The 19,623-nt window shown below is 48.9% G+C and carries 14 protein-coding genes; 11 read left to right on the top strand and 3 right to left on the bottom strand.

The features are described 5' to 3' along the window. Nucleotides 1–25: 25 nt before the first annotated feature. The 4 genes from hemB (at nucleotide 26) to hemG (ending at nucleotide 4,694) form a co-directional block, all read left to right on the top strand. The gene (hemB, locus tag AC3WTJ_RS00900) at nucleotides 26–1,021 is read left to right on the top strand and encodes a porphobilinogen synthase (protein ID WP_492520166.1); all 996 of its coding nucleotides are present in this window, start codon (nucleotides 26–28) and stop codon (nucleotides 1,019–1,021) included. 196 nt (nucleotides 1,022–1,217) lie between these two features. Beyond that, on the top strand, nucleotides 1,218–2,282 hold the full coding sequence (gene hemE, locus AC3WTJ_RS00905; protein WP_492520167.1) for a uroporphyrinogen decarboxylase: 1,065 nt from the start codon (nucleotides 1,218–1,220) through the stop codon (nucleotides 2,280–2,282). Nucleotide 2,283: 1 nt separating this feature from the next. Continuing rightward, the gene (gene hemH, locus AC3WTJ_RS00910; protein WP_492520168.1) at nucleotides 2,284–3,231 is read left to right on the top strand and encodes a ferrochelatase; all 948 of its coding nucleotides are present in this window, start codon (nucleotides 2,284–2,286) and stop codon (nucleotides 3,229–3,231) included. Then, complete coding sequence (gene hemG / locus AC3WTJ_RS00915) at nucleotides 3,228–4,694, top strand: protoporphyrinogen oxidase (RefSeq protein ID WP_492520169.1); 1,467 nt, start codon at nucleotides 3,228–3,230, stop codon at nucleotides 4,692–4,694. Before hemH ends, hemG begins: the two co-directional genes overlap by 4 nt. On the opposite strand, the gene AC3WTJ_RS00920 is transcribed toward hemG, so the two are convergent. Next, a complete protein-coding gene (locus AC3WTJ_RS00920; protein WP_492520170.1) occupies nucleotides 4,691–5,350 on the bottom strand; it encodes a Crp/Fnr family transcriptional regulator in 660 nt (219 codons plus the stop codon). The two genes, hemG and AC3WTJ_RS00920, sit on opposite strands and share 4 nt — an antisense overlap. Before the next feature lie 71 nt (nucleotides 5,351–5,421). Here AC3WTJ_RS00920 and hemL point away from each other — a divergent pair, with 71 nt between their 5' ends. Continuing rightward, nucleotides 5,422–6,720: a glutamate-1-semialdehyde 2,1-aminomutase gene (gene hemL, locus AC3WTJ_RS00925; protein ID WP_492520171.1), complete on the top strand. Its 1,299-nt coding sequence runs from the start codon at nucleotides 5,422–5,424 to the stop codon at nucleotides 6,718–6,720. A 93-nt stretch (nucleotides 6,721–6,813) separates the two neighbouring features. Here the strand turns inward: hemL and AC3WTJ_RS00930 are convergent, their stop codons facing one another. Continuing rightward, nucleotides 6,814–8,313 carry a phosphodiester glycosidase family protein gene (locus AC3WTJ_RS00930; RefSeq protein WP_492520172.1) on the bottom strand — a complete coding sequence of 500 codons (1,500 nt, stop codon included), beginning with the start codon at nucleotides 8,311–8,313 and terminating at the stop codon, nucleotides 6,814–6,816. 278 nt (nucleotides 8,314–8,591) lie between these two features. Between AC3WTJ_RS00930 and AC3WTJ_RS00935 the strand changes: the two genes are divergently transcribed. The 6 genes from AC3WTJ_RS00935 to AC3WTJ_RS00960 all read left to right on the top strand — a co-directional run bounded on the left by AC3WTJ_RS00935 (nucleotide 8,592) and on the right by AC3WTJ_RS00960 (nucleotide 18,241). After that, entirely contained in the window at nucleotides 8,592–9,488 is an 897-nt protein-coding gene (locus tag AC3WTJ_RS00935) for an RluA family pseudouridine synthase (RefSeq protein ID WP_492520173.1), read from the top strand. 110 nt (nucleotides 9,489–9,598) lie between these two features. Then, nucleotides 9,599–10,696, top strand: a complete 1,098-nt coding sequence (locus AC3WTJ_RS00940) for a LysM peptidoglycan-binding domain-containing protein (RefSeq protein WP_492520174.1) — start codon at nucleotides 9,599–9,601, stop codon at nucleotides 10,694–10,696. A gap of 532 nt (nucleotides 10,697–11,228) precedes the next feature. Further along, a complete protein-coding gene (locus tag AC3WTJ_RS00945) occupies nucleotides 11,229–13,898 on the top strand; it encodes a valine--tRNA ligase (protein ID WP_492520175.1) in 2,670 nt (889 codons plus the stop codon). A gap of 61 nt (nucleotides 13,899–13,959) precedes the next feature. After that, nucleotides 13,960–15,345, top strand: a complete 1,386-nt coding sequence (locus AC3WTJ_RS00950) for a bifunctional folylpolyglutamate synthase/dihydrofolate synthase (protein ID WP_407873159.1) — start codon at nucleotides 13,960–13,962, stop codon at nucleotides 15,343–15,345. 7 nt (nucleotides 15,346–15,352) lie between these two features. Next, complete coding sequence (gene murC / locus AC3WTJ_RS00955; protein ID WP_492520176.1) at nucleotides 15,353–16,741, top strand: UDP-N-acetylmuramate--L-alanine ligase; 1,389 nt, start codon at nucleotides 15,353–15,355, stop codon at nucleotides 16,739–16,741. Between the two features lie 153 nt (nucleotides 16,742–16,894). Further along, entirely contained in the window at nucleotides 16,895–18,241 is a 1,347-nt protein-coding gene (locus tag AC3WTJ_RS00960) for an SPOR domain-containing protein (protein WP_492520177.1), read from the top strand. A gap of 57 nt (nucleotides 18,242–18,298) precedes the next feature. Here AC3WTJ_RS00960 and AC3WTJ_RS00965 read toward each other — a convergent pair whose 3' ends face one another. After that, nucleotides 18,299–19,537 carry an N-acetylmuramoyl-L-alanine amidase gene (locus tag AC3WTJ_RS00965; protein WP_492520178.1) on the bottom strand — a complete coding sequence of 413 codons (1,239 nt, stop codon included), beginning with the start codon at nucleotides 19,535–19,537 and terminating at the stop codon, nucleotides 18,299–18,301. Nucleotides 19,538–19,623: the final 86 nt, after the last annotated feature.

Raw genomic sequence — 19,623 nt, forward strand, 5'->3', positions numbered from 1 at the left:
ATTAAAAAAGGAGGCGGAATCTTCTATGAGTTTCCCCATTGTTCGTAATCGCCGCTTACGCGGTAATGCAGCTATTCGTAATTTAGTTCGTGAAAATCAGGTGACGGTCAATGATCTGGTACAGCCTATTTTTGTAACCCATGGCACGAACGTAAAGTCCGAAATTGCTTCTATGCCTGGTGTTTACCATCTGTCATTAGACATGCTGAAAGCCGAGATTGATGAAATTACATCGCTTGGTATCCAAGCCATTCTCCTGTTCGGAGTTCCCGACTTCAAGGATGCTAAAGGCACATCCGCTTACATGGATGAAGGCATCGTGCAGCAAGCAACACGTTTTATCAAAGAATTGAACCCGAACTTGCTCATTATTGCAGATACTTGTCTGTGCCAGTTTACAGATACAGGGCATTGCGGTGTCATTCATCATCATCCGGTTACAGGCGCAGCCGACGTTGCGAATGATGCTTCCCTTGAGCTTCTGGTCAAAACGGCGGTTTCCCAAGCGAAAGCCGGTGCTGATATTATCGCCCCATCGAATATGATGGACGGTTACGTTCATGCGATCCGTTCCGGATTGGACGAAGCAGGCTATGAAAATACACCGATCATGGCCTATTCGGTGAAGTATGCGTCAGCTTATTACGGCCCGTTTCGGGACGCTGCACATTCCACACCGCAATTCGGCGACCGCAAAACGTATCAGATGGATCCTGCGAACGGAAGAGAAGCGCTGCGTGAAGCGGAAAGCGATGTTGTAGAAGGCGCTGACTTCTTAATGGTGAAACCGGCTCTTGCTTACATGGACGTCATTCGGATGCTCAAAGATAATTTCGACCTGCCTGTCGTGGCTTACAATGTGAGTGCTGAGTACTCCATGATTAAGGCTGCTGCCCTGCAAGGATGGGTTAATGAAGAAGCGATCGTGATGGAAACCATGCTGAGCTTCAAGCGCGCCGGTGCGGATATTATCCTGACCTACTTTGCCAAAGATATTGCCCGTTATTTGAAAAACAGTTAATTTTAAAAGTTAGAACCATCCACCTAGAAGGCGCAGCCAGGCAGTTTCCCGAGGAAATTGAACCGCTGCCACACCTAGTCGCGGGTGGTTCTTTTGTCATACATTTGTCGCAAAACGTAAGCTTACGTCGGTTGTGACAGGGGTATAATTAGGGCATAATGAATGAGAATAGATGGAAACCAGAGGAAGGTGCCTCATGAGCTACAACGACAATTTTATTAAAGCGTGCCGGAAAGAACAGGTGGATACGCTGCCGGTATGGTACATGCGCCAAGCTGGCCGTTACGATCCGGATTATCGGAAAATTAAAGAAAAGTTCACTCTGCTCGAGATTTGCAAACAGCCGGAGCTTGCTGCAGAAGTTACGATGATGCCCATTAAGAAGCTTGGTGTTGATGCGGCAATTTTATATTCAGACATTATGAATCCCGTTGCTTCACTTGGGATCGATTTTGATATTGTCAAGGATGTTGGTCCAGTTATTCATACACCGGTTCGGACGGCGCAGGATGTTGAACGTTTGCGTCCGATTGATGTGGACAAAGACCTGTCCCATATCATTGAGACGATCCGCATATTAGACAAAGAGCTTGAAGTTCCGCTGATTTCATTCGCCGGCGCGCCATTTACGATTGCCAGCTACTTGATTGAAGGGAAGCCGTCCAAGAGCTATATTCGTACGAAGCAGCTTATGTACTCTGAACCTGCTGTTTGGTTTGCGCTGATGGATAAACTTGGTGACATGGTGATTACTTATTTGAAAGCCCATATTGCCGCAGGTGCGAAAGCTGTTCAAGTATTTGATAGCTGGGTAGGGGCGCTGTCTCCTGCAGATTTCCAAGTGTATGTATTGCCTACAATGGAGCGGATTTTCAAGGAGCTGTCTTACTTGAAGGAGCCGAAAATCTATTTCCCAGGCGTAAGCTCAGGCGAATTGCTTCCTTATTTGCACAATCTGCAAGCGGATGTCATTGGTTTGGATTGGCGTATTCCGATCCCGGTAGGACGTGAGCGGGTAGGCGAGCGCTTCGCGGTACAAGGCAACCTGGATCCTTATATCCTGACGGCTCCTATGCATGTCATCGAGCAGCAGGCGAAAGCGATTATGGATGAGGGCATGAAGAAGCCAGGTTATATTTTTAACCTTGGACATGGGTTATTCCCGGAAGCGCCGCTGGAAAAGCTCAAAGATTTGACGGCATTCATTCATGCGTACTCGCATTCCGTGTTAACTCAACAAGCAGAAAAGAGTGGTGTTTAGGATGACAAAACGTCGTGTTGGTATATTAGTCATGTCCTACGGGACACCGGAAAGTCTTGATCAGGTGGAAGCGTATTACACGCATATTAGACGCGGGCATCCGCCTACACCTGAGCAGCTGCACGAATTAACTGCGCGTTATGAAGCAATTGTAGGCGGGTTCTTCCCACTGCGCGAAAATACGAATAAGCAGGTCCAAGGTCTTGAGGACACATTGCGCGCCGAGCATCCGGAAGTTGAGTTTGTGTGCTATCAAGGCCTGAAGCACGCGCAGCCGTATGTTGAAGACGGTGTGGAGCAAATGGTCAAAGACGGGATCACAGAGGCTGTAGGAGTCGTTCTGGCCCCTCACTACTCGACGATGAGCGTTGGCGGCTATGTGAAGAGGGCGAAGGACAAGGCAGAGGAGCTTGGACTTAAGATGAGCTTCGTTCTGGATTACCATCTTCATGCGAAATTGATTGATGCTCTGAGCACTCGGGTCGAAAAGGCGCTAACGAAGTTCAATGTTGCGGAGCGGAGTGACATCCGTGTTATTTTTACGGCACATAGTTTACCTGAGAAAATTCTGGAAATGAAAGATCCATACCCGGATCAATTGCTTGCGACTTCCAAAGCTATCGCTGAACGCGTACAGTTGACCAATTGGCAGTTCGGTTGGCAAAGCGCAGGCCAAACGGCCATGCCATGGCTTGGACCTGACATTTTGGACGTGCTCAAGCAAATTCATAAAGAAGAAGGCGTGAAGAGCGTTCTGCTCTGCCCAATCGGTTTCGTATCCGATCATTTGGAAGTTCTTTATGACATTGATATTGAAGCGCAGGCTTTGGCTAAGGAGCTGGGCTTGCATTTAGAACGAACGGAATCGCTTAATACGGACCCGTTATATATGCAAACACTTAGTGATGTTGTTTACACCAAATGGCAGGAAGAAAGTAAACAGTCATGAGTACCCCTACACCTCACTACATGATCGTTGGCGGGGGGATTACGGGACTTAGCGCTGCGTTTTATCTAAAGAAACGCTTGGAAGCGGAAGGCAGGCCATTTCGTATTTCTGTGGTGGAAAAAGCGGCGGCGTTTGGCGGGAAAATTCGTACGATCGAGAAAGAGGGCTTCGTTATTGAAAAGGGGCCCGACTCCTTTCTTGCCCGGAAACGGCCTATTATTGATCTGGCGTATGATCTTGGACTTGAGCAGGAGCTTACCGGCACGAATCCGAAGGCCAAAAAGACATATATTGTGCGTCAAGGCAAACTGCATCGGATGCCTCCGGGTTTAGTGCTTGGGATTCCGACACAAATGACTCCGTTCATGAAAACAGGTCTCATCTCTCCGCTTGGCAAAGTGCGGGCAGCTTTAGATTTGATTTTACCTAAGCGTGAAATAACGAACGATGAGTCTTTGGGACATTTTTTGGAACGCCGATTAGGGAAAGAAGTCCTGGAGCGGATTGTGGAACCGCTGTTAGCGGGGATTTATGCGGGAGATACGTTCAATCTCAGCTTGAAATCAACGTTTCCTCAATTCCGAACGATGGAGCAGAAGCATCGCAGCCTGATCCTAGGCATGATGGCGAGCCGCAAAAACGTTCCGGAAGAAACGGCACATTTGCCTGCAGCGATTCGTAGTTCGGTTTTCGTCACGTTCAAGAAAGGGCTACAATCGCTTGTTTCGGGCTTAGTGGCAGCACTGGAGTCAGCGGACTTGCGAACGGGGGTAGGGGTTGCTTCTATTCGTCAGGCAGGGCAGCAGACAGAGGTCTTATTCGAAGATGGCAGCAGCGAAATCGTCGATGGCGTGATTGTAACGTCGCCGACTTATCAGGCTGCCCAAATGTTGGGTCATTTCCCTCCAGCAAGCGAATTGAAGAAAATCGATTATATTTCCGTGGCGAATGTCATCATGGCATTTGATCGGAAAGATATTCCATTTGAACTGGATGCCTCGGGCTTTCTAGTTCCGCGAAATGAGGGCAGCACGATCACTGCGTGCACGTTAACCTCCGCCAAGTGGCTGCACACGGCGCCAGAAGGCAAAGTGCTGCTGCGCTGCTACATCGGCCGCTCAGGCGAGCAGGAATGGCCTGCATGGTCTGATGAGCAGTTGATCAGCAAAGCGCGCCATGATCTGCGTAACTTGCTCGGTTTAACGGCTGAGCCGCTGTTTACGGAAGTAACGCGTCTCAACCATTCAATGCCCCAATACCCGGTAGGTCATCTGGAGCAGATTGCTCGCTTCCGCGAAGAGCTGAATGCCGCAATGCCACAGGTTCTGGTGACAGGGGCAGGTTTCCATGGGGTTGGTCTTCCTGACTGCATCAGGCAGGGGAAAGAGGCTGCCTGGCAGCTTGCAGACCGTATCATACATCAATCCGCTAAGGAGCCGGCTGTAACATCCGCCTCCGTCTAGCGCAGCTTGGCCAGATCCAACTTGAAGTCCGAAGGGGAGATGGCCAAAATTTGTTTTTCCTCTAGATCGCGAATCACTTGCATGAGGATCCCCTTTTGCACACCGGCGAGCTGCGAAATTTCATCGAAATTGAGCACGAGCTTGATGGTGATCTGGTTCTCTGAGCGAATGCCATGTTTGTTAGCCAATGTAATCAAGCTTTTGATAACCCGCGTTCTGGCGTCTAAAAAGGTTAAATCATAAACCTGCTGATTCGTATCGCGAAGCCGGTTGCTAAGTTCCTGCATAATGACTAACGTGATATCAAAATGGTTGCGCAGCAGCTCGAGGAAGTTTTGCGCTGTCATGGAAAGCAGCACACAGTTTTCCAAGGTTTGCGCCGAGGCTGACCGCGGCTTGCCGTCGATCAGAGACAGCTCGCCGAAGCTCTCGCCGGATTTGCAGATGGACAGTATTTTCTCCTCGCCGGAGCTGCCGGTTGTGAAGATTTTAACGGACCCGCTGACAACCATATAAAACACGTTGCCGATTTCTTTTTCGGAAAAAAGGACGGTATTCCCTTTGTAAGAGCGTCTTATGCAAATCTGTGCCAGCGCGTTCTGCTGATTTTCATTGAGCCGAGCGAATAAAGGGACTTTTTTAATATAATCAAGCATGTCAGTACCGCCTTTTTATAGGTATAATGTCAATATTTTAGCATAGAAAGTATAACGGGGGGTATTAAATTATGGAAAATTCGAGCAGAATCGACACGCGCTCTGCAGCCGCTTTTCAAGAATCCAAGAAGGTTATTCCCGGTGGCGTCAACAGCCCTGTTCGCGCCTTTAAATCGGTGGGACTCACACCGTTGTTTATGGAGAAAGGTGTTGGATCCCGCGTTACGGATATCGACGGCAACACGTTTATTGATTATGTAGGTTCTTGGGGACCGCTTATCGTTGGACATGCACATCCTGCCGTGCTGGAAGCGATTAAAGCGACGGCCGAGAAGGGGACGAGCTTTGGCGCTCCGACGCTTCTGGAGACAGAAATGGCGCAGATGGTCATCGATCGTGTGCCGTCTATAGATATGGTTCGAATGGTAAACTCAGGTACAGAAGCGACGATGAGCGCATTGCGATTGGCTCGCGGTTATACGAAACGCGACAAGATCGTTAAGTTCGAAGGAAGCTACCATGGTCACGCGGATGCGCTGCTAATCAAAGCGGGTTCGGGTGTAGCTACGCTGGGCTTGCCTGATAGTCCGGGTGTCCCTAGCAGTGTGGCAAGCAATACCATTACAGTGCCTTATAATGATCTTGCTTCTGTGCAGTTAGTTTTTGAGAAGTTCGGTGAAGAAATCGCCGCTCTGATCGTTGAACCTATTGCTGGCAATATGGGCGTTGTCCCTCCAGCACCGGGGTTCTTGGAAGGACTACGTGAAATTACGAAGCAATACGGTTCCTTGCTTATCTTCGATGAAGTGATGACGGGCTTCCGAGTGCATAAGAACTGCGCACAAGGCCTGTACGGCGTTACACCGGACTTAACCTGTCTGGGTAAAGTAATCGGCGGCGGACTTCCTGTAGGCGCTTATGGAGGCCGTCTGGACATCATGGAACAAATGGCTCCGGCTGGTCCGATCTATCAAGCGGGCACGTTGTCCGGAAATCCACTGGCGATGGCAGCAGGGTATGCCACGTTGTCGCTACTGGGCGAGCCAAACGTCTACGAGGAGCTGGAGCGCAAATCTGCCATGTTGGAAGCCGGGTTTACGCGCAATGCCGCTGAATTCGGTGTGGCAAGCACGATTAATCGCGTAGGCTCGATGATTTGTCCGTTCTTTACCGAGACGAAGGTCACGAATTATGAGACGGCCAAAACGTCCGATCTGGCGAAATTCAATGCTTACTTTGGCCATTTGCTTGATCTAGGCGTATCGGTTGCGCCTTCGCAGTTTGAAGGGATGTTCGTATCCACAGCGCATACGGATGAAGATATCGCGGCGACGATTGATGCTCATCGCGAAGCGTTGAAAAGATTGTAAGACCAGCATGAACAACAAAAGAGGCTGTATCTGAGTCATCTGCGATCGATGACTTCGGATACAGCCTCTTTGGCGGTCTTATGTAGCCCGGACCTATTCGGTTTTCACCGGAGGACTAGTCACGGGCTGAGAAAGGTTTGCACCGTTACTGTTGCCCTGCTGGCCTTGCGAAGCGTTCGAGCTCGGCGTCGGTGTCGCGCTCGGTTTTGGTGTTGCGGAAGCTCCTGTCGAGGAGCCTCCTGTTGTGCCGCCGCCTGTTCCCGGTGTCGGCGTCGGGGTTGCCGATGACGCTGGTGGAGTCGGCGTTGGTGTTGATGTAGGTGTTGTTGTCGGTGAAGTTTGCGGTTTCCCCGTCGAATTTGGCTTGCCAGAACCGTTATTTGATTCTGAAGGGTTCTGTGTTGTCCCGCCGTTCTTGACTGGATCACTGCTGGATTCAGGCTTTTGGGACGGTGTAGGAGTAGCTGATGGTTTCGGTGTTGCTTTTGGCGGATGCGCTTTGAGTTCAGCTTGTTCTTTCAAGAAATCTGGGTGATCGTAAGCGCCGCCTGGATCGATGTTGGTCAATCCTGCCCAAACGTTTTTCACTTTTACTTCATCCGGATGATCGAAAACAAGGAAGGCTGACGGCAAGCGGCGCTCGCCATAACGGCTGGAAGGACTCGTGATCAACTCATCGTTGTAAACCATCTCGGAAGAAGCTCCGCCATCCAAGAAACCTGCATTAATAACGCCGTCTGCCAGGAAAATATCCTGTACTTCTTTCAAGGTAGCACCCACACTGTGAGTTTGACGGCCGTCGATGACGATGAAAATAACAGTGCCGTCTGCTTTTTGGCCTACAGCCGTACGAGGAGCGCGTCCCCAACCGCCATCTCCGCTTGTAATAAGCGGTTTGCCGTTTGCGATAACACGCGGATAGAATGAAACCGCATCTGTAACGCCTAACTTCAATAGATCGTCAATCGTATATTTTCCGATAATGAGTGTACCTTCTTTGGTAAATCCTACAATATGCTGAGGAATGCTGCCTTCTTGGTCGGTATAAAGAATTTCGCCGCCGGACATAATAGCTCCAATTGGGGCAAATCCGTTTCCTAAACCGTCCGGATCGTTAAATCCGCCGCCGTTGACGCCTGCGACAGCGCCTGTGCGCTGAACCATCGAGGTGATTCTCTCGCCTTCGCCTTGCTTATCAGGAACGACAACGCGAATCGTACGCGGATCGTAGACATACATCTTTTTACCTTTCCAGAATTGACCGGAAATATCTTCGACCTTCACGAGGCTCTCTATGGAACGGTTCTTATTAAATTGAACAGCTTGCAAGTCTTGTTTTTCTACTGAGTTAACTTCGGTTAAATTTTGCATTTCAAGAACCATCTGGTCTCTGCGCTGGGCGCCAACGAAAATCCAGGCCCAATCCCGGTGCTGCGTGGTGATGACCGTTTTGGCTAAATACTCACGAATAAATGTCCCTGGTGGGGTCAGAAACAAAAAGCTTGAAGTAAGGAAAGTACATACAGCTATAACAAGTAAAGTGCGCTTCAACCAACTATAGTTGCGAAAATGATCTAAAATTGAACTGCCCAATTTGTTCCTCTCCTGCTCTAGTATTCTATTTGATGATTCAATGTCGAAAAAAATCAATACTAGAGTTATATTATCATATTTTTGCATGCAATTGATATTGGTAATTGTTAAAATAAAATGTACGTCATCCAATACCCATATCCAATATCCATAAGGAGTTATTGATCCATGAAACGTTATTACTTTTTTGATTTTCCTATAGATTTAATGGCTTTGACCTTGTTGTTTCTACTGATTCTACTTGCTATCGTCATTTCTTTTCATAGAGGGACACGTTCATGACGGTGTGGAAACGCAGCGGGGAATGGCTGGAACTTCCTCTTCCGAGTGAGACATGGAAACCCTTGAAACCCGGTGCTGTAGATGAAATCGCTGCTTTACTGCCGGTTCCGCGCAAGTACTTCCTGCGTTTAGCTTCCCAAGGACGCATCCGTGTGCAAGACAATCAGGTAAGGCTTCATGTGTTTGCGAACGAAGAGGCTGCGTTCCGAGCTGAACGCCAAGCCGTTGACGTCCTGTTCGAGGACGATTTCTGCCTTGTCGTTAATAAGCCGGCAGGCATGTCGGTGCATCCTTCCGAGGCAGGTCAAGGCGGCACGCTGGCTTCTGCCGTAGCCTATTATTATGAATCGACCGGTCAAGCCTGCGCCGTGCGGCATATCCATCGTTTGGACCAGGATACGACTGGCGCTGTTTTGTATGCCAAAAATGAATGGGCACATGTTCTGCTTGATGAAGCCATGCGCGATAAGCGGATCGATCGCCGTTATGTCGCTCTGGCCCAAGGAATTTTCAAAAGAAAGCAAGGAACAGTGGACGCGCCAATCGGCAAAGACCGGCATCAATCGGGCAAACGCAGAGTGACGGCAGGCGGCGATCAAGCAGTGACGCACTATCAAGTGCTTCGTCAATTGAACCATGCTGCCCTTGTGGAACTGGAATTGGAAACAGGGCGTACGCATCAGATTCGGGTACACCTAAGCCACTTGGGGCATCCGCTAGTTGGCGACGCTTTGTACGGGGGATCTTCCCTTTTGTTTCATCGTCAGGCCCTGCATGGAGAGAAGCTTACGTTCGAGCATCCGATTACTCAAAAGCTGATTGAGGTTCATGCGCCGCTCCCGCTTGATTTTCAGCAATTGCTGGACAAAGTCGAGCCGACAACAAAAATGTAGTCATGCCTCGCCCCTACCACCCATATACTTAGAAAGACAAACAAGTAAATGGACCAGCAATCCGAGAATGCCTTCGGCATCCGGGTTTGATGGAAGGGAGGATTAATCCGGTGTCTGAACAACAACCAGGTCTGAGATTCGATATCTACGAGCGTGTTCATTTGCAGGAGGATTTGGCGGGGATACAAGAGTTGAATGATGTAGAATTGGTTCCTCATATTCAGGTGCTTACTTTGGATAATCAGGCGATCCTTAAAGGGAATTTGCTGCTAACAGGCAACTATGCCAGCGAAGAAGGGGGAGCACCAAGACTACTTGAACATTTGATTCCGGTAGAGATCACATTGCCCCTCAATCGTATTCATCGTGTAGAAGAAATTCAAGTGGATATTGAGAATTTTGACATTGATTTATTATCAGCAAGAAGTTTGAATGTGACAGGTGTGTTATCTCTGCAGGGCGTCGAAATTGTTTCGGCTCCGGTCGAGAGCTGGAGAGAGGAAGAGGAAGTTACGTTCGTGCATGAGATTAATTTCCCACGGTACGAGCCGCCGCCTGCCAACTATCCGACTCAGCCGATCCAAGAGAATCCGTCGATTCAACCGATCCCAATGCCTTATATGCAGCCGACTCCCCAGGTTCAGGAGCCAATAGAACAACAGATGCCAACGCCTACACAAATGCCAGTGAAAGAAGAGCCCGTTCCTGAGCTTTTGCAGCCATCGCCTTCGTTGATTGAGGAAGACGACTGTGAGGACGGCGGCTCGGCAGTCGTAGATATTGAGCAAACGGAATTGAAGGTGAGCCCCCATTCGGACAGCACGGTTGTTACGGAGGAGAAAAAGGATCTCAAAGTTGCGTTCGGGAAGAAGGCCAACGAGGCTGTCGATCTCAACCCGTACGGCCTCAAGTCGCTGCTCTCGAAAGCGGGCTCGTACCTTACGGACAAGAGGCGGGCTGAGGAGGAAGCGCAAGCTGCTCTCGCCGAGGAGTCGCGGATAGATGCCGTTGAGTGGAAGCGCCTGTTTCTTCAGAACCAAACGAATTCGCAAGAGTTCAGAAAGCTGAAAATGTGCATCGTTCAAAAAGAAGAAACGTTAGAGACGATTGCCAAGCGCTATCAGATCAACCCGCGTGAGCTGCAGCTACTGAACAGGCTCGGCGATCAAGAGATTTCCGTAGGGCAGGTTATTTATCTCCCTAGATAATAAGCTGGATACATAGGCAAGAGCCTCTGGCCGTTTTCACGGCTGGGGGCTCTTCATTTGTTGCGGAACATCTTTTTTGAAAGCGGCATATTTTACTTATAAACGGTAATACTTGAATGATATATTGACTCTATTTCAAATGTTCGTTATCATATGATGTAATCCTTTTGAGTAATATTGGAAACGTTGATAGGGAGTAGTAGGCGGAATGCCCTTCAGAGAGTGGAACTGCAGCGCTGAAAGGTTCCATAGGAAGCAACCGAACGAAGTCGCCCTGGAGTTGTGAATGTGACGGGAAGCGCCCGCGATCCGCGGAGTAGCTCACTTAGCATTTGCCGGCCGCAGCCGTTATCTGTTTGAGAGCCACGCGCTTCATGTTGAAGCTGCGCGGAATAAAGGTGGTACCACGGAAGCAAGCCTTTCGTCCTTTGCGGGCGGAGGGCTTTTTTTGTTTGATTTAACCTAGCAGACGAGCTTAATGACAGGCCTCAAAAGCCTATTTAACAGAGATAACAGTAATGGAGGTAATCTTATGACCGAAGCGAATGAAACGAAAGAGCAATTGCAAATGCCTACCACGTACGACCCCAAAGAAGCGGAGCGAAAGTGGTACGATTACTGGATTAAAAATGAGTTTTTCAAAGCGGGCGGCCGTCCGGACGCGGAAACCTACACCATTGTGATTCCGCCGCCTAACGTAACAGGTATGCTGCATATCGGGCATGCGCTTGATTTCACGCTTCAGGATATTTTGGTTCGTACGAAGCGGATGCAAGGGTATGACACGCTTTGGCTGCCTGGTTCCGACCATGCGGGCATTGCGACACAAACGAAAGTGGAACAAAAGCTCCGCGAGGATGGCCAATCCCGTTATGATCTGGGACGCGAGAAGTTCCTGGAGAAAGTTTGGGAGTGGAAAGAGCAGTATGCGAACACGATTCGCGAGCAGTGGGCTAAAATGGGCTTTTCTTTGGATTATTCCCGTGAGCGTTTCACGCTGGATGAGGGGTTGTCCCAAGCCGTTCGTGAAGTTTTCGTCAGCTTGTATGAAAAAGGGCTTATCTACCGCGGAAACTATATTATTAACTGGGATCCTGCGGCTCGCACGGCGTTATCAGACATTGAAGTTGAATATAAAGAGGTTCAGGGCGCACTTTACCATTTATCTTACAAAACGACAGACGGCCTGGATTCCATTGTTGTCGCTACAACGCGTCCTGAGACGATGCTTGGGGATACGGCGGTTGCTGTACATCCGAAGGACGAGCGCTACCAGCATTTGATCGGCAAGAAGTTGCTGCTTCCAATTGTAAATCGCGAGATTCCGGTTATTGCCGATGAGTATGTTGAGAAAGAGTTCGGAAGCGGTGCTGTGAAAATTACACCTGCTCACGACCCGAACGATTTCGAAGTAGGAAAACGCCATGATCTGCCGCAAATTCTTGTCATGGATGAAACGGGTACGATGAATGCGAATGCGGGCCCTTACCAAGGCAAAGATCGTTTCGAATGCCGCAAGCAAATCGTTGCTGATCTGAAAGAACAAGGCGTTCTGATCAAAATCGAAGAGCATGTTCACCAAGTAGGCCACAGTGAGCGCAGCGGGGCGGTCATCGAGCCGTACTTGTCCACGCAATGGTTCGTGAAAATGCAGCCGCTTGCCGATCAAGCGATCGATGCGCAAAAATCAGGCAAAGGGGTCAATTTCGTACCAGACCGCTTTGAGAAGATTTATTTGAACTGGATTGAAAATGTTCGCGATTGGTGTATTTCCCGTCAGCTATGGTGGGGTCACCGCATTCCTGCTTGGCATTGCGCGGATTGCGGCCAAATTACGGTATCCCGTGAGGACGCTTCAGCATGCACACACTGCCAAAGCACGAATCTGAAACAAGATAACGATGTTCTTGATACATGGTTCAGCTCAGCTCTATGGCCGTTCTCCACATTGGGCTGGCCGAACGATACGGAAGACCTTAAACGCTACTATCCTACGAATGTTCTAGTAACGGGTTATGATATTATCTATTTCTGGGTAGCTCGCATGATCTTCACGGCCCTTGAATTTACGGAGCAAATTCCGTTCAAAGACGTGTTGATGCACGGACTTGTACGCGATTCCGAAGGCCGTAAGATGTCCAAATCGCTTGGTAACGGCGTAGATCCGCTAGAAGTGATTGAGAAATATGGCGCAGATGCTATGCGCTATATGATTTCTACAAGCAGCACGCCGGGACAGGATCTCCGCTTCCGTTGGGAGCGAGTAGAGCAGGCTCGCAATTTTGCCAATAAGATCTGGAATGCATCCCGCTTTGCGCTTATGAACCTTGAAGGCGTAAAAGCTGAAGATATCGATCTGACAGGCCAACTTGGCACAGCCGATCGCTGGATTCTGCATCGTTTGAATGAAACAGTTCGTGATGTAACTCGCTTGATCGACAGCTATGAATTCGGTGAAACCGGCCGGTTGCTGTATAATTTCATCTGGGATGACCTGTGCGATTGGTACATTGAGTTCAGTAAACTCAGCCTATACGGCACAGATGCAGCTGCGAAGAAAAAGACGCAATCCGTATTAGCTTACGTGCTTGATCGTACACAGCGCCTTATTCATCCGTTCATGCCGTTCATCTCCGAAGAAATTTGGCAGCATTTGCCGCATGAAGGCGATACGATTACGCTTGCTTCTTGGCCGACTGAGAACCCGGCGTTCGAGTCTCCGGATGCTGTTCGCGAGATGGAGCTGCTGATGGATGCGATCCGTTCCGTTCGTAACATCCGCGCCGAGGTTAACGTTCCGATGAGCAAAAAGGTTGAGCTGTTGGTCAAACCGGCAAGCAGTGAGACGCAAAGTATTCTTCAAAGGAACGAAGAGTACCTGAAGCGTTTCTGCAACACATCCCTGCTGCAAATCGACGCTGACATGGGCGCACCGGAAAAAGCGATGACAGCAATCATCACAGGAGCAGAGCTGTTCTTGCCGTTGGCAGGGCTGATCGATATCGCGCAAGAACTTGTGCGTTTGGATAAAGAGCTGCAAACTCTGCACGGGGAAGTTGAACGTATCGAGAAAAAGCTGGGCAATGAGGGCTTTGTGGCCAAGGCGCCTGCAAAGGTGATTGAGGAAGAAAAGGCTAAGCTTGCAGATTATGCGGATAAGCGGGATAAAGTGATTGCTCGTTTAGCGGAATTAAAGGGATAATTTCAATAAAACCAACGATTGCCTAGTTACGTATACAAGGTGATTCATATAGTAAATGAGGATGAGATCGATGAACGAATTCAAAGACAACCATCCGGCTGCTTTCCAAAGCGCGCAAGAAGCGATCGCTTGGATTGTCGGGCGGATGGAGAAACTCGGTATCAAACCGGGACTCCAACGGATGCAGATGTTGATGGAGAAACTCGGTCACCCTGAACGCAGATTGAAATTCATTCATGTGGCGGGTACGAATGGCAAGGGCTCTACATGTGCTTATTTAACCTCTGTCTTGCGGGCATGCGGGTATGATGTGGGGACGTTCACGTCCCCGTATTTGGAAAAGTATACGAATCGTATCCAAGTGAACGGTGAGGATATTCCAGATGCTGATCTGCTTAGACTAGTGAATGACATGAAGCCTGTGATTGACGAGATTGCTGAAACCGAACTCGGCGCTCCGTCGATGTTTGAAATTTCTACGGCGCTCGCTATCATGTACTTCGGCAAGGTGGCTTATCCCGATTACGTCGTATGGGAAACAGGCTTGGGGGGAAGGCTGGATAGCACGAATATCGTGAATCCGGTCGTAACCGTCATTACCAATGTGGGTCATGACCATATGGACATTTTGGGAGATACCATCGAAAAAGTAGCTGCTGAAAAAGCGGGTATCATTAAAGCCGGTGTCCCTATTATTACGGCAGCCCAGCCTCATGAAGGCTGGAGTGTTATCGAACAAACGGCGAAAGCCAAGAAAGCGACGCTTTACTCGCTTGGAGATCAATTCAATTACGCGAATGTGACGAGTCAATTGGATCTTCAGACCTTTGATTTCACGGGTCCATTCCGGCCGATTCCGGGCGTGCCGATTTCGCTGAATGGCGAACATCAGCTCAAAAATGCCGCTGTAGCTGTGATGACGCTGGAAGTACTTCGTCAATACTATGCATGCATTGTGGACGATGAGGATTTGTATAAAGGGCTGAAAGAGACTCGCTGGCCTGGACGGCTTGAGATGATTTCGAACGAGCCTCGTGTATTGCTCGATGGTGCGCATAATCCTGAAGGTGCCGCGACACTTGCTGCTGCGCTTCAAACGGTCTATAGCTACCGAAAGCTGAATCTCATGATGGGAATGCTTTCGACAAAGAATCATACGGGCTACCTCAGGCATATACTACCATTGGTGGATACACTTATCATTACGGAACCCGATTTTCATAAAAAAGGGGATGCCGAGATGCTCGCGGAGCTAGCACGTGAACTTCTTCATGATATGGGCCGTCAGGTGGATATCGTGGTTGAGCGCGATTGGAAGCGGGCATTAGAAATCCTTACAAGCAGAACTGAGCAGGATGATCTGGCGGTCGTATCCGGCACGCTGTATTTAATCTCTGATGTTCGTTCTTGGATTACCTATCAAACCGATTCTGAAAAAGGATGGTGAGAACGGCGTGAGTCAAGCAGAACACGTACATTTTATAGGCATCGGCGGATACGGCATGAGTGCTATTGCCAAAGTCATGCTTGAAATGGGTTACCGGATTTCCGGTTCCGACCTGGCACACCAAGAGTTAACGGAAAAGTTAAAAGCGAAGGGTGCGCAAGTTTTCATAGGGCATGAAGCTCGCAATGTTTCAGGTGCTGATTTGGTTGTTTATTCGACAGCCTTATCCAAAGATAATGTGGAGATGCAAGCGGCGGAGGAATTAAACATTCCGGTCATTCACCGCTCACAGATGCTGGCAAGACTTATGAACGAACGCAAAGGCATTGCGGTTGCAGGAGCACACGGCAAAACGACGACCTCCTCAATGATCGCTTTGGTTATGGAAATTTGCGGAATAGATCCGACTTATATTATCGGCGGCGAAATCATGAATGTCGGCAGCAATGCCAAAGCAGGCAAAGGTGAATTCGTTGTAGCGGAAGCCGATGAAAGCGATGGTACGTTCCTTCAATATCATCCAACGCTTGCTCTAGTAAATAACATTGAAGCTGATCATTTAGAGAACTATAATGGCGACTTCGAGAATTTAAAGCAAGCTTATAAGCAATTCCTCAGCCAAGTAAGACCTGGCGGAAAAGCGATTGTTTGTCAAGATGATATGTTTTTACGTGAGATGATTCCAGCCATTCAAAGCGAAGTCATCACGTATGGAATAGATAATGACGCTGACTATGTAGCCAGCGATATTTCGTTAGGCGACCGCAAGGTTACGTTTAACGTTCACAACAAAGGCGCGCTGCTTGGGCAGGTTAGCTTATCTGTGCCAGGGAAGCACAACGTGTATAACGCATTGGCGACATTGATCACATGCCTGGAAGCGGGACTGCCTTTTGAGAAAATTGCTGAGGCTATTCAAGAGTTCCGGGGGGCGAAGCGTAGATTCCAGGTGCTTGGGGAAGTAGAGAATATTTTGGTCATTGATGACTATGCGCATCATCCGACTGAGATTCAAGCAACAATCTCTGCTGCCAAAGCAACAGGTAAACGGATCATTGCCGTTTTCCAACCTCAACGCTATACGCGTACCTATTATTTATTTGAGCAATTCAGCCGTTCTTTTGATGAGGCGGACGAGGTGATTATTACCGATATTTATTCTCCTGCGGGCGAGAAGCGGATTGAAGGAGTAGATTCAGCTAAACTAGTTGAATTGATCAAGAGCAATAGCAATCCTAATGTTCAGCACATTGCCACAAGGGAAGATGTTCTTGGGTATTTAATCGATCATGTGCAGCCAGGTGATTTGGTGCTGACGATGGGTGCCGGGGATATTTGGAAAGCGGCCGACGGTTTAGCGAAGTCACTGCGCAAGAAATACGAGACGAACGGTTAGAGGAAAGATCGCTGTAAGCCAATTGGCTGCAGGCGGTCTTTTTTTGCTTAACCAAACATATTTCAATTCTCTCAATCATAATCTAGTAACAGAAGATTTGGACAAGATGACGGCGGGTCCGTTTCCAAATACATTTTATGAGGAGTGAATGGAATGAGTAAAGCAAGAATCACGTATCGTTTCGACACCAAGGAGCCGGCAGAATCGAACCGTAAAGCCTCGCGAGTACCCGGTCCGGAAGAAAAGGTGATTCCACTCTATCAGGAAGAGTATAAGGTTGTAACGAATTCTCCCAATGACGGGCAAAACTCAGAGGAGATAACACCCTATCAACAAGCTGAGAGAGAGCAAGTAGAGAGCTTATTTGAACCGCATGCGCTGAATACGTTTACTACTGATTTCGGCAGCTGGAACAGCCAGATTGAGACGGAAGGCGAAAGAGTTGAACGAATTATCCGCGAGTCTCAGGCCATCCGGGAACAGCAAGTGAGGTCAGAGGTTCCTGTCCAAAGACCAGAGCCGATAACAGAGCAAAATCGTGATGAATGGTCCAGCTGGACGCATAAGGGGCCTTATATCGAACCGGAAGTTGGTACTAGATATGCTAAATCAAACGGTGCGCCTTGGATTCGTATTGCAACCTCCGTAGCAGGAGCTGTCGTGACGGGAGTCGCTTTCGGATTTTTTGTCCTCTCGATGTTCTCGCCATCTGACCGCACCCCGACGGACACAGCGCCTGGCAAGACTACGATTGCTGTTCCTTCCGCTAACGTAGCGGCTGTTTCTTCGAAAGCGCCGGGTGGTGCTACCAAAACAGGCACAGATCAAGCAGCTGGCTTGCCTGCAACGGCTGGCGCTGTCACACCGGTTCAAATTCCGGCTAAATCCTATACATTCCTGCAAAATGGGGTGTTCAGCTCCATGCAGGGTGCCCAAGCCATCCAGGATACGCTGAAGAAGAAAGGTTTGGCTTCCGCCCTGGACAGTTCGGATAAGCCCACGGTTTTTGTAGGATTTGCCAATAACAAAGATGACGCCACAGCCTTGAGACAACAAGTCCAATCCGTGGATAAAACGATAGAAGTGTACATCAAAAGTTTAGACATCCCGGCAGTGACAGGAATTCGTTGGGGCGGCCAAAAGCCCGATTCAGTGCCTGCATTCCTAACGGAAGCAAATAAGCTTGTGAATACAATCAATGAATTGGCACTTATTCATCTGGCTGAAACGAAGCCTAGCGCGCTTTCAGATAGCTCTCTGCAAACGATTCACACTTCTCACCAATCGCTGACTACGTTGTCTACGGCGCTTAATGAAGGCTTAAGCGATGACGCCAAGCCTATCGTCCAAAAGATGACTTCCTCCTTGAACAGTGCCGTGCAATCGATGGATGAGTACAAGAAAAGCCCGTCCACGGCGATGCTCTGGCAAGCTCAAACCTCCATGATGCAGTACATTCTGGCACAGAAAGATCTGCTGAAGAAAATAAGCGTTTCTTAACTTGAAAAAAACAGGTGTCCTCAGAGCTCGTCGGAGCTTTGAAGGACACCTGCTTTTTTATTTCGTGAAGTAACGATCTAACAGGGCAGCCATCTCTGCGCGTGTCATCGTTTGCTCCGGTTTAAACGAAGTATCTGTGATTCCGTTAATGATACCCTTCTGTTTCAAAGCATAAATGGCTTTGGCGCTCCACAAGTCCGCCGGCACATCGTCAAAAGTTGCTTTAGGGGACGGGCTTTGCCCACCACTTTTTGTAGACAATTGAATGAGGCGGTCGAAAAGATAAGCGACTTCGCCACGGGTGATCGGTTGTTCAGGGCGAATCGTTCCATCGGCATATCCTTGAAGCAGATTTAATTGTTGCGCTTTGGCGAAAACGGGGCTTGCCCAGTAAGAAACGGGCAGGTCTTTGTACGTTTGGTCAGCCGTCTGGCAGCTGTATACCGCTGAGGTGACGGTTCCACTTGGCGTACAAGCGGCTGCGAGTTTGTCGAATGAAAACGCCCGGTCCATCAAAGTGAGGAATTCCGCTCTTTTCAAAGCACGATCCGGTTGATACTGATTGTATATTCCATCAATAATGCCTTTATTTTTCATGCGCAGAATGGACTCTCTTGCCCAATGCCCAAGGGTATCTGTGAACAAGGGCGGCGCATAGCCCGCAATGCCGTTCGCAATCCCAACGGCCATTTTCGCTCGAACGGCGTCGCTTGCAAGCAATGCTGCATCGTTGGGTTGGTTTAGAAAGGCAGTTTCCACAAGAATACTTGGAATGCTGCCCATTCTCGCTACGTAAACCGCGCTTGGAACTAAACCTAAGTTCTTCGTGCCAGCTGCCGAAACCAAGGAATCCAGAACATGCTGGGCCAAATCTTTACTGTAGGGTGTCAACTGTTTCATTTTGTCGCTTGCGGGATAATCTTCTTGGGGGTAATCGTTGTCGTAGTAAAGCACCATACTGCCTCTGGTTGTGCCATTGGGATGTGAATTGGCGTGGACGGATACGAATAAATCCGCTTGCAAGGCATCCGTGAAATTCACGCGCTCCGCGAGTGACCAATACGTGTCATCGGTTCTTGTCAGGACGACCTCGTAACCTCGCTTCGTTAGCTCGTCCCGTAGCTTTCGCGTGATGTCGAGATTGACCTCTTTCTCCTTCAAACCGTTCACGCCCAAGGCACCGGGGTCGCTTCCGCCATGTCCGGCATCAAGAACGATTTTATAGGCAAAAGCTTGATAAGGAAACGCTATCGTAAGTATAAAGGTGAGCAAAATAAGTCTTTTAAGTAAAGTCATAAGTTGAAGTACCTCCAAAATCTATCTTACTAGGAACAGCTAAGGATGTAAGCAGGTAAGAATCACCATCCGGCTACATTTTTCAT

The sequence above is a fragment of the Paenibacillus sp. FW101-FHT12H11 genome, assembly GCF_058790355.1.

What these genes read in the sequence shown, in the direction of transcription:
- hemB (WP_492520166.1), top strand. Translation starts at nt 26, where the DNA reads ATGAGTTTCCCCATTGTTCGTAATCGCCGCTTACGCGGTAATGCAGCT.
- hemE (WP_492520167.1), top strand. Translation starts at nt 1,218, where the DNA reads ATGAGCTACAACGACAATTTTATTAAAGCGTGCCGGAAAGAACAGGTG.
- hemH (WP_492520168.1), top strand. Translation starts at nt 2,284, where the DNA reads ATGACAAAACGTCGTGTTGGTATATTAGTCATGTCCTACGGGACACCG.
- hemG (WP_492520169.1), top strand. Translation starts at nt 3,228, where the DNA reads ATGAGTACCCCTACACCTCACTACATGATCGTTGGCGGGGGGATTACG.
- AC3WTJ_RS00920 (WP_492520170.1), bottom strand. Translation starts at nt 5,350, where the DNA reads ATGCTTGATTATATTAAAAAAGTCCCTTTATTCGCTCGGCTCAATGAA.
- hemL (WP_492520171.1), top strand. Translation starts at nt 5,422, where the DNA reads ATGGAAAATTCGAGCAGAATCGACACGCGCTCTGCAGCCGCTTTTCAA.
- AC3WTJ_RS00935 (WP_492520173.1), top strand. Translation starts at nt 8,592, where the DNA reads ATGACGGTGTGGAAACGCAGCGGGGAATGGCTGGAACTTCCTCTTCCG.
- AC3WTJ_RS00945 (WP_492520175.1), top strand. Translation starts at nt 11,229, where the DNA reads ATGACCGAAGCGAATGAAACGAAAGAGCAATTGCAAATGCCTACCACG.
- AC3WTJ_RS00950 (WP_407873159.1), top strand. Translation starts at nt 13,960, where the DNA reads ATGAGATCGATGAACGAATTCAAAGACAACCATCCGGCTGCTTTCCAA.
- AC3WTJ_RS00960 (WP_492520177.1), top strand. Translation starts at nt 16,895, where the DNA reads ATGAGTAAAGCAAGAATCACGTATCGTTTCGACACCAAGGAGCCGGCA.
- AC3WTJ_RS00965 (WP_492520178.1), bottom strand. Translation starts at nt 19,537, where the DNA reads ATGACTTTACTTAAAAGACTTATTTTGCTCACCTTTATACTTACGATA.